Genomic DNA, 9,946 nt, shown 5'->3' with positions numbered 1-9,946 from the left:
GGTCGCCGGGTTTCAGGCTAGTGACGCCGGGGCCGACCTCCAGCACCACGCCGGCACCTTCATGGCCCAGAATGGCCGGGAAAAGCCCTTCAGGATCAGCGCCCGACAGGGTGAATTCGTCGGTATGGCAGATGCCGGTGGCGCGGATTTCCACCAGAACCTCGCCCGCCTTCGGGCCTTCCAGATTGACCTCCATCACCTGCAACGGTTGTCCGGCAGCGACAGCAACGGCGGCGCGGGTGCGCATTCCAACTCTCCCCTGGCGTGAAATTCGGCGCCTTTGCGGCTTTGGGGTCGAGTATAGGCGCGGGCTTCCCCCTCACAATTGCGACCTTAGTTTATGGGGTGCCCCCTTTGGCCGTGCGGCGAACCACGGCTATACTGGCCGCAACCGCCACCCCGGAGGGCCGCCGATGAACGGAGCACATCTGCTGATCTGCCTGCTGCTGGCCACCCCGCAACTGGTTGAGGCGGCAGACTATTCCGACCCCGACTGGCCCTGCATCCAGCCGCGGGTGGACAATCTTTCGCCGGGGCTGATGTGGCCGCAAGAGGTGCAGCCGGTGCCGCTGTCGGCGCAGGCGCGCGATCTGGTGGCGATGCTGGCGCTGCGCCGGGTCGGCCTGCCGCAGGCCGAGGCAGCGGTGCGCGGTTTCGCAGCCACCACCCCGCCGCCCGACGCGCAACTGCTGGGCAGCGTCTTTCTTGGCGTGTTCGACAAGTTGGACCGCGAGCGTCACCGCCTGATCGGCGGCATCGCCCGCTATGCCAACAGCCAGACCGCGCTCGCCGCCCGCATCGAGACGGCGCGCGGCCAGATCGAGGCGCTGATGGCCGCCACCGCCCCGGATTTCGACGCCGTTGACCGGCTGGAGGAACAGATCGACTGGGACGAGCGCATCTACCACGACCGGGCGCGGGCGCTGACCGCGGTTTGCGAAACCCCGGTTCTGCTGGAGAAACGCGCCTTTGCGATTGCGCAGATCCTGCTGAAGCAACTGCCGCAATAGCGGTCAGTCCCATTCCATCTCGGTATAGGCCACGGTAGCGTTGCGGCGGTTGTATTGCTCGAACAGCCGCCAGTGGCTGGCCTCGGACTGGCCGATCAGTGCCGTGGCCGCCGCCAGACCAAGCCCCTGATCCAGCGCCGCCCGGCTGTCGGTTTCCAGCACCTTCAGATAGCGGTTCATGGCATCGCCCCCCGCAGGCCAAGGCAGCAGCGGGCCGCCGTGACCCGGCACCACCAGCCGCGCCTCGCTGGCTTGCAGATCGGCCAGCACCGCCTGCCAGCCGCGCAGGCTGCCGTCCAGCGCCGGGGTCATCTGGTCCACCACCAGATCGCCGCTGAACAGGATGCCGGAAGTTTCGTCGAACACCGTCAGGTCGGTGGCGGTGTGGGCGGTTGCCTGCGGTTGCAAATGCAGCCGACGCCCGCCCAGATCGAGGGTTTGCGGCCCCACAAGGCCGAGGTCCGGGCCGATGATCCGGCTGGCCAGGAAGCCCTGCGACCCGATCAGCCGGGCGAAATTGGTGGTGTAGGTTTCGCGCCGGTCCGACAGTGCCTGCGCCAGCGTGGCATGGCCCAACACCTGCGCCCCGGCCTCGCGCAGGGGTTCCGCCCCCAGCACATGGTCGGGGTGCATGTGGGTCAGGATCAGATGCGAGACCGGCAACGGGCTTTGCGCCCGGATCGCCAGATAGACCTGCTCGCCGATGGCGCGACTGGCCCCGGCGTCGATCACCGCGATGCTGCTTTGGCCGACGATGAAGCTGATATTGGCCACGTCGCCACCGTTGGCCGCATCCGGCTCGGCAATCAGGCCAAGGTGGACAAAGACCCCCGGCGCGATCTGTTCGAAGGCCAGAGTGGGTGGCGGGCGCGGGGCGCAGGTGGGTTGCCAGGAATAGGCGGCCAGCCAGTCGGGCGGGGCGGCGCGCAAGGCGGCCTCGCAGGTGGTGCTGCTGTCGCTGGCAAACCCCGGCAGCAGCACGGCGCGGCAGGCCGCCGGGGCATCACCGGTGGCCAGCGCGCACAGCGTCACCAGGGCCTCGAACATACTGCCTCCCTGCGGTTGCGGCCCTGATCCTGCCCCGCGGCAGGGGCCGCCGCCACCTATCCGAAAGGCGCGGTTCCGCGATGGGCGGGGGACATGGTAAACTGCTTGCCGCTGCCCTAGCCCTGACCGGAGGTCCGTGCCGATGAAACAGCTTCTTGCAGGCCTGTGCCTGATGGTTCTGGCCCAATCTGCTATGGCCCAAACCGCCGACAACCCGCTGATCGAGGGCGAGACCTGGCAATGGCTGCGCGAGCAGGTGACCGGCGACACGGTGCTGCTGGATGGGGCAGGGCTGTTTGCCGTTTCAGCCCCCTACCGCGCCGAAGATGCCGCCACCGTGCCGGTTGCAATCGAACAGACCGACGCCAGCGCCGGGCCGATCACCGCGCTGAAGCTGGTGATCGACGAGAACCCCTCGCCTTTGGCTGCGGAAATCCGCTTTGGCCCGGCGATGCATCCGCTGAAATTCGAAACGAGGGTGCGGGTGAACGCCTATTCCAACATCCGCGTGATCGCAGAAACCGCGACGGGCAGCTACATGACCGGGCGCTATGTGAAATCGGCGGGCGGTTGTTCGGCACCGGCCACCAAGGACCCGGCGGCGGCGCTGGCCAACATGGGCGAGATGAAACTGCGGCTGTTCGGTGCGCCGCCCGCGCCCGCGATGTCCACTGCCCGGCGCGAGGCGCAGATCATGATCCGTCACCCCAACTACACCGGCCTGCAACGCGATGCGGTCAGCCTGCTGTTCATCAACGCGCATTTCATCTCGACGCTGGAGGTGCGGCAGGGCGATGACCTTTTGTTCGCGATGCAGGGCGGCATTTCGATCAGCGAAAACCCGGTGTTCCGCTTCAGCTATGCCGACAATGGCGCGCCTTCGCTGACGGTGCATGCGGTGGATACCGAAGGCAATGTGTTCGATCAGGTGCTGCCGAAGATGCCTCCGGCGTGAGGCCTAGAAGCAGGTGATCTCGGCCTCGGCTTGCGCCCGGCGCAGGTCGGCCACGAAGGTCTGGGTCATGGTGGCGGATTTGAACATCGCCAGTTGCTCTCCGCCGCCCTGTTGCAGCGACAGCACGGTTTCGGCGGCAACGTATTGATCATACGGCAGGATCGCCGCGATCACGTCGATCGAGCAGGCGCATTTCTGCAGCACCAGACGGCTTTGGCCATTGGCGGCCATGCAGGCGAACACATAGTCGGCCCGCGCCTCGGTCGGATAGTCGTTCAGCCGCTCGGCCATGGTTTGCGACAGCGCGGGCGTGGCAAGGGCGGTCAGGATCAGGCTTAGGCTTAGGCGGATCATGGTTCCCCCGCCGGGGCGGCCATCAGGGTCAGGGCGTTGGAATAGCCGGGCACCGCGCCAACAGCCGGGGTGCTGGCCTCCAGCGCGTAATACCAGCCGGGAATATCGGGCGAGACGGTGACGGCAAGCGCCAGATCGGCAAAGGCCCCCATGCGGGCGCGGGCTTCATCCTGTGCGAACGGATGCAGGGTGATGCGGCGGGCGGCAATGTCGGCATCGCCATAGTGCAGCGTCACGGGCAGGATCTCCGCCTCGGTCAGCAGCGATTCCTTGATGCGGTTGCGGATGTAGAACGGGCTGCCACCCGATTGCGCCGCCATGTCGCGCAGCGCGGTTTCCAGAAAATACATGATCACCGGATTGCCGACCGAGGCCGGGTAGCTGCCGCCGCCCTGCATCGCCGTGCCCTGCATCAGCGCCAGATCGACCATGCCTTCGGGCGCCAGCCGCAGCGTCAACTGCGCGGCCGGTGCGGGCTTGCCGTCGATCACCACGGCACTGGCATAATCCAGCCCGCCGGCTTGCGAAACCCCGTCCAGCGCCGCGGGCTTGAACAGCAGATCATAGGTTTCGCCCGCCACCAAAGGCGTGGCGCAAAGCGCAAGTCCCAAGCCCAGGATCCATCGCAGATGCCGCATGTCACCCCCCCCTTGTTGCGCCCAGACTAGCCGACCGGCGGCGGCTGTCACCGCAGACCTTTGTCGGTGGTTTCCGGCGGCGCGCGGCGGGTCTTCCAGTCGATCAGCGCCCGCAGTCGCGCCAGTGGCACCGGCTTTGGCAGCAGCGAAAAGCCCATCTCCGCGCCTTGCCGCAACAGCGCCTTGCTGCGGTTGGCGGTGATCATGATGGCGGGCACCTCGAAGCCCGCCTGCGCCCGCAAGGCCCGGATCGCCGCCACGCCGGTGTCGTCGCCGTCAAGCTGGTAATCGGCCAGCAGGATATCGGGCGGGCTGCCCACCTCGTGCAGCAGCGCCAGTGCGGCGGTGGTCGAGCGCGCGGCCAGCACGCTGGCACCCCAGCTTTCCAGCCGTTGGGTGGTGGCATGCAGCACGTCGGCATCGTTTTCCACCAGCAGCACGATCAGATCAAGGCTGCCTTCGGTGGTGGTTTCCGGCGGCTGCGGCTGCGGCAGATCGGCCGTCGCCGGGCTGGCCAGCGGCAGGTCGATGGCGAACATCGACCCCAGCCCGGGCTGCGACACCAGCCGCACCGGATGGCCCAGATGGCGGCAGGCCCTCTCGACGATCGACAGGCCAAGCCCCATGCCGCTGCCCGCCGCCACGCCGCCGACCCGGGTGAATTCCTGAAAAATCCGCGCCTGATCGGGTTCGGAAATGCCGATGCCGGTATCCCAGACCTCGATCAGCAGCCGGTCGCCCTGCACCCGCGCCCCCACCAGCACCCGGCCCTTTTCGGTATACTGGATGGCATTCACCACCAGATTCTGCACGCAGCGCGCCAGATAGCGCAGGTCCGATGTCACCCAGCGGCGACTGGGCACCACCCGCAACTCCAGACCCTTCTCCGCCGCCAGCGGCGCCAGATCGGCAGCCAGCGCCTGCATCATCGGCTCCAGGCAAAAGCTGGTGACGTTGAACTCGGCCCCGGCGCTGTCCAGCCGCGAAATGTCCAAGAGCGCATGCAGCAAGCTTTCGACCGAGGTGAAAGACCGCCCCAGCCGGATCACGGTTTCGCGCGCCGCCGGGGCGGTGACGGTTTCCATCAGCGTCGAGATATACAGCTTGGCCGCGTTGATCGGCTGCAACAGATCGTGGCTGGCCGCCGCCAGAAACCGGGTTTTCGAGGTGTGGGCGGCCTCGGCGGCCTCTTTGGCCAGCCGCAGCGCGTCTTCGGTGCGGGCCTGTTCGGCGGACTGCACCTGCAACAGCCGGTTGGCCTCGGTGAGTGCCGCGGTGCGCTCGGCCACCCGGGCCTCCAGCGCCGCCGCGGCTTCGGTTTCGGCGGTCACGTCCATCACCGACACCAGAAAGCCGCCGTCGGGCAGCGCGTTCAGCCGCAGATCGAGGCTGATGCCGTCGTGGCGGCGAAAGCGTTCCTGCACGGGCACGCCGCGCTTGACCGCCTTGAACCAGCGGGCAAACTCCGGGCGGCGGCTTTTGCGGTCCAGCAGATCGTGACGCTCGACATGTTCGACGATGCGCTGAAACGCCGTGCCCTTGGTCAGCAGCGCCAGCGGCACCCCCAGCAGCGCGCCGAAGCTGTCGTTGCGCAGCATCAGATCGCCGCTGGCGGAAAAGGTGCAGACCCCCAGCGCCATGTGATCGAAAGCCGCTTGCAACACCTGCGCCTGCTGGTCGATCAGCAGCGTCTTCTGCCGCCGGTTTTCCCGCACCACATCGGTGATTTCGGCCTGCAGCACGGCGATGGTGGCCGAGCTGGTGCGGTGGCAGGAAATCTGGAACCAGCGGTCGTTCTTCAGCCCCATCACCGCCGCCGAAAACGGTTGCCCGCCATTGGGCGTTGCACAGCCGTCCAGATGGCTGACCGACCGCGACGCTTTCAGCGCCGCCAGATAGGTGTCAAAGCCCAGACCGGGCTGGATCAGCGGCTCGATATCCGGCAACAGCTTGCGAAACAGCGTGTTGCAGACCTGCAGGCGGTCGTCGAAGAACAACGCAAAGCCGCCCTCCATCGCCACCAGCGCATCGGCCAGGGTCTTTTGCACCCGCTCCTGCGCCTGATGCGCAATCTCCAGATCGCTGGAGGTGCGGCCAAGCCGGTCCAGCGCGCTTTCCAGATCGCGGGTCTTCTGCCAGACTTCGGCCTGCAGGGCGATGGCCGACTGGAACAGCGCATAGGCACTGTCGCCCACCCCGTCGGCGCGTTCGGCCCGCGCCACCAGCGCCTCGATGATCCGGGCCTGACGGGCGATCTGCTCCTCGGGAGGGGCGGTGGGGTCGATCACGGCAGCCGGTCTCCGTCTGGCCGGAAGAAGGCGACGCCGACGAAGGTCTGGTTGACATGCACGCCCAGATGCTGCTCGCCATAGGTGTTGAACCCCAGCACCCGGCGGTCGCGCAGCCGGGCACTGGCCTCTGCCGACAGGCCCTTGTGCTCGATCTCCAGCTTGCGCAGGAAGCAGTCGAAGCCAAGGATGAAATCGGGTGCCGCCCCGGTTGCGTCGGTCACCGCCAGCCCGGCATCCAGCGTGCGCAAAATCTCTTTGCCGCGGCCCAGCGTCAGCAGCAGCCCGTCGTCGATGGCCGACAGGAAGGTCAGCCCGCCGCCGGGGTGGATCTGCTGGATGGCGCGGACGTGATAGCTGCCGCGGTTGCGCACCAGCACCGGGTTTTCGGCAAAGATGATCGGGGACAGGTCGGCCACCGCCACGCCGACCAGCCGTGCATATTCGGCAGCGGCCGGCGCGCCGTTCAGTTCCAGCACCAGCCGGTCCTCGGGCACGGCGCGGGTCACCACCATGCGCTTGTCGGTCGGCTCGAAATGATGGAACCCCAGACCGCGAAACGCCAGATCGGTTTCCAGCAGCAACAGCAGGGCGGCATTGCCGTGGAAGGCGCCGCCATGCAGCACGAAGGTGTCGTCAAAGCTCAGGCCATCCGCCGCCGAGCCGCCGAACACCGGAATGTCGCGCAAACCGGCCTCCAGTGCTGCCATCAGGATGTCTTCCTGTTTCGACAGCCCGTCGGTGAACACCAGCGCCAGCCGCCTGCGCCCCGGCGTGGCGGGAAACTGCGCCGCCAACCGCTCGGCCCGCGCCATCACCGCGGCGATTGACACCGGCGCAACCGGCTTGAACAGCAGCGAGGCGACGCGGAAATGCCGCCGCTGAAACGCCAGCGCCAGCAGCACGTTGTCCTGATAGCCCTGCGGGGTGATCTGGCCTGCGGTGGTGCAGCCGAACACCACCGTACCGGGCAGCGTTTGCGGCAGCGCCGCCGCCAGTGCCACAGGGTCCAGCGTGGCGGGCACCAGCAGCATCACGAAGCCGGCGTTGACCAGAGCAATCTGCGCCGCGATTTCCTGAAGTGCCACCAACGGGTCGGCGGCCTGCGAGACCGCGACCTGCACCGCCTCGGCCGGAGCCTGGTTCAGATTCTGGCAGGCTGGCATGCTTCGGCCTTCCGGTTGCGCCCCTTATTGCAGATGCTGGCGTATCGAGACATCGCGCATCATCAGCGCCGCCTGCGTGCGGTTCTGCACCCCCAACCGGCGCAGCAGGGCGGTGATATGCGCCTTCACCGTGGCCTCTGCGATCTGCATTTCGTAGGCGATCAGCTTGTTGGGCTTGCCCTTGCAGATCAGGCTCAGGATGCGGCTTTGCTGTTGTGACAGATCTGCGATCCGGCGCGAGATCACCGCTCCGGTGGGTTCGGCGGCCTGCGTTGCCATCGCCGCAGTATAGCCCGGCGGCACATAGGGCTCGCCGTCCCAGATCTGCCGCATCGCCGCCTCGAAGGTCTGCCGACCGCAATCCTTGGGGATGAACCCCGCCGCCCCCGCCGCCATCACCGACCCGATCACCTCTTGCGAGGTCAGCGCCGAGATCACGATCACCGGCACATCCGGGGTCAGTTCCTTGATCTTCAGATAGCAACTCAGGCCGGAAACATCAGGCAGATTCAGATCCAGAAGCACCAGATCAGGCGAGAACCGCGCGCGCAACTGCTGCAACGCATCGCCCATCGAGGTGGCCTTGCGGATGCGGCGGGTGTGAAAGATGCTTTCCATGGTGGTGGCAAGCGCATCGCAATACAGCGGGTGGTCATCAATCACCAGCGCCGAGCGGATCGACAGCTCATGGCCAGACGCTTTTTGCCGTATCATCGTATCCCCCCGGATGGCTGTCGTCTTGGCAGGCAAAGCACAACTGATGCGCGAAAGATCGCGCAGCAGGCAATAAATCGAACTCAGAAAGCGGTTGCAGTCTCCTCAGGTGCAACTTGCGATTGTTGTCGCACAGATTCGGCGTTTGCGCAATAAAATGGCGCGTCTCCCGACCTTGGTCGGGGAACGCGCGGAAACTTGCCGATCCCCGAGGACATGCTGCGGCTGTTGCATCAAGTCCTGATCCGGAAGACCCGCTTCGAGTGGTGCGGGACTGCCGATTGGCCGGGATCGCTTGCCCCGCCGCGGCGCCGGGCGCATGATCGCTCCCGGGAGAATACCATGAAACCAGTGCCGAAAACCCTTGCCTGTGCCATCTGTGGCACCGAATTTCCGCAGGCCAGCCTGCGCGCCTTCAGCCAATTGACGCCGGGCATCCAGGCCGCGATGCTGGCCGAGCATCCCGACATCGGACCCGACGACCTGATCTGCCGCACCGACCGGGCCGGGGCGCGGCGGCGGCATCTGGAGGCGGTGCTGGCCGCCGAGCGTGGCGCGCTGACGGCGCTGGATCATCAGGTGCTGGACAGTCTGCAGGCCGAAAGCCCGCTGGCGCTGGACCCTGTCGCCATGGGGCTGGAAGACCGCACCACCGGCGAGGTGGCCGCCGATGCCGTGGCGCGCTTTGGCGGCTCCTGGGGTTTCATCATGGGTTTCGGCGTGGTGCTGGTGGTCTGGATGACGGTGAATGTCACCGGCTACCTGACCGGCAGTTTCGACCCCTATCCGTTCATCCTGCTCAATCTGGTGCTGTCCTGCATCGCCGCCCTGCAGGCACCGATCATCATGATGAGCCAGCGGCGGCAAGAGGCGAAGGACCGCATCCGCTCGGAAAACGATTACAAGGTCAACCTGAAGGCGGAACTGGAAATCCGCCACCTGCATGACAAGATCGACCTGCACCTGACCCGGCAATGGGAACGGCTGACGCTGATCCAGCAGATGCAGATCGAGTTGCTGGAGGAAACCGCGCCAGACCGGCCGCGCCGTTAGAGCCTGTTTTCGCGTGTCTGGCGGCAAAACCGGCATCCACTTTTGCCGGACACGCTCTAAGCGCCGGGCAGCGCGCCGATGCCGCGCAGGATGATCTGCTTGACGCTGGCCTTGGCGGCCTGCCACTGCGCCTCGGTCAAGGGCGCGCCGCCGTTCAGGGTTTCGATCTGGTGGCCGAAATCGGCGTAATGCTGGGTGGTGGCCCAAAGCATGTACAAGAGGTGCTGCGGGTCGATTGGGTCCATCTTTCCGGCATCAATCCAGCCCTGAATCAGCGCCGCCCGCCCGCCCGTCCATTCCCGCAGCGTGGTTTCCAGATAATCCTGGATCACCGGCGCGCCGTGCATCACCTCGGAGGCCCAGACCTTGGACCCCGCGGGATGGCGGCGCGAGATTTCCATCTTGGCGTCGATATAGGCGCCGATGCCGGAGGCGGGGTCGGGGGCGGCGTCGAAACTGTCGGCGGCGTGCAGCCAGATCTCGAAGATGTCCTGCACCACGCGGCGGTAAAGCTCTTCCTTGGTGGCGAAATAATAGTGCAGATTGGCCTTCGGCAGGCCGGCCATATCAGCGATCAACTGCATGGTGGCACCACCAAACCCGGCTTCTGCAAACACCTTTTCGGCGGCGGCCAGGATCAGCCGCTGGTTTTCGCGGCGGTTTTCGCTGCGGCGCCCGGGTTTCAGGCGGGGGATCGGGCTGGGGTCTGGCATGGGCCTCG

General features: G+C 66.5%; 11 protein-coding genes. 3 read left to right on the top strand and 8 right to left on the bottom strand.

The features are described 5' to 3' along the window. The coding region (locus RSW2DRAFT_RS16020; RefSeq protein ID WP_008027848.1) for an alcohol dehydrogenase catalytic domain-containing protein at positions 1-247 on the bottom strand (247 nt) is incomplete at its 3' end. A 166-nt stretch (positions 248-413) separates the two neighbouring features. Between RSW2DRAFT_RS16020 and RSW2DRAFT_RS16015 the strand changes: the two genes are divergently transcribed. Beyond that, on the top strand, positions 414-1,010 hold the full coding sequence (locus tag RSW2DRAFT_RS16015) for a hypothetical protein (protein ID WP_008032859.1): 597 nt from the start codon (positions 414-416) through the stop codon (positions 1,008-1,010). A gap of 3 nt (positions 1,011-1,013) precedes the next feature. Here RSW2DRAFT_RS16015 and RSW2DRAFT_RS16010 read toward each other — a convergent pair whose 3' ends face one another. Beyond that, a complete protein-coding gene (locus RSW2DRAFT_RS16010; protein WP_008032854.1) occupies positions 1,014-2,057 on the bottom strand; it encodes a quinoprotein relay system zinc metallohydrolase 2 in 1,044 nt (347 codons plus the stop codon). Positions 2,058-2,199: 142 nt separating this feature from the next. Between RSW2DRAFT_RS16010 and RSW2DRAFT_RS16005 the strand changes: the two genes are divergently transcribed. Then, entirely contained in the window at positions 2,200-3,012 is an 813-nt protein-coding gene (locus RSW2DRAFT_RS16005) for a quinoprotein dehydrogenase-associated SoxYZ-like carrier (RefSeq protein WP_008032852.1), read from the top strand. Positions 3,013-3,015: 3 nt separating this feature from the next. On the opposite strand, the gene RSW2DRAFT_RS16000 is transcribed toward RSW2DRAFT_RS16005, so the two are convergent. Genes RSW2DRAFT_RS16000 through RSW2DRAFT_RS15980 form a run of 5 tightly spaced genes read right to left on the bottom strand, consistent with a single transcriptional unit; the run spans position 3,016 to position 8,172 of the window. After that, positions 3,016-3,366: a hypothetical protein gene (locus tag RSW2DRAFT_RS16000; protein WP_008032851.1), complete on the bottom strand. Its 351-nt coding sequence runs from the start codon at positions 3,364-3,366 to the stop codon at positions 3,016-3,018. Continuing rightward, entirely contained in the window at positions 3,363-4,004 is a 642-nt protein-coding gene (locus RSW2DRAFT_RS15995) for a hypothetical protein (RefSeq protein WP_008032850.1), read from the bottom strand. Before RSW2DRAFT_RS15995 ends, RSW2DRAFT_RS16000 begins: the two co-directional genes overlap by 4 nt. A gap of 47 nt (positions 4,005-4,051) precedes the next feature. Next, positions 4,052-6,292, bottom strand: coding sequence for a hybrid sensor histidine kinase/response regulator (locus RSW2DRAFT_RS15990; RefSeq protein WP_008032847.1), 2,241 nt, complete (start codon positions 6,290-6,292; stop codon positions 4,052-4,054). Next, entirely contained in the window at positions 6,289-7,458 is a 1,170-nt protein-coding gene (locus RSW2DRAFT_RS15985) for an FIST N-terminal domain-containing protein (protein ID WP_008032845.1), read from the bottom strand. Before RSW2DRAFT_RS15985 ends, RSW2DRAFT_RS15990 begins: the two co-directional genes overlap by 4 nt. A 24-nt stretch (positions 7,459-7,482) precedes the next feature. Then, positions 7,483-8,172 carry a response regulator gene (locus RSW2DRAFT_RS15980; protein WP_008032843.1) on the bottom strand — a complete coding sequence of 230 codons (690 nt, stop codon included), beginning with the start codon at positions 8,170-8,172 and terminating at the stop codon, positions 7,483-7,485. Between the two features lie 342 nt (positions 8,173-8,514). Between RSW2DRAFT_RS15980 and RSW2DRAFT_RS15975 the strand changes: the two genes are divergently transcribed. Further along, entirely contained in the window at positions 8,515-9,225 is a 711-nt protein-coding gene (locus RSW2DRAFT_RS15975) for a DUF1003 domain-containing protein (RefSeq protein WP_008032839.1), read from the top strand. A gap of 56 nt (positions 9,226-9,281) precedes the next feature. Here the strand turns inward: RSW2DRAFT_RS15975 and RSW2DRAFT_RS15970 are convergent, their stop codons facing one another. Next, the gene (locus tag RSW2DRAFT_RS15970; RefSeq protein WP_008032836.1) at positions 9,282-9,938 is read right to left on the bottom strand and encodes a TetR/AcrR family transcriptional regulator; all 657 of its coding nucleotides are present in this window, start codon (positions 9,936-9,938) and stop codon (positions 9,282-9,284) included. Positions 9,939-9,946: the final 8 nt, after the last annotated feature.

The organism is Rhodobacter ferrooxidans (assembly GCF_000176015.1).
Taxonomy (GTDB): Bacteria; Pseudomonadota; Alphaproteobacteria; order Rhodobacterales; family Rhodobacteraceae; genus Pseudorhodobacter_B; species Pseudorhodobacter_B ferrooxidans.
The sequence above is the reverse complement of the archived record's forward strand: the minus strand, read 5'-3'. Positions and strand labels throughout refer to the sequence as shown.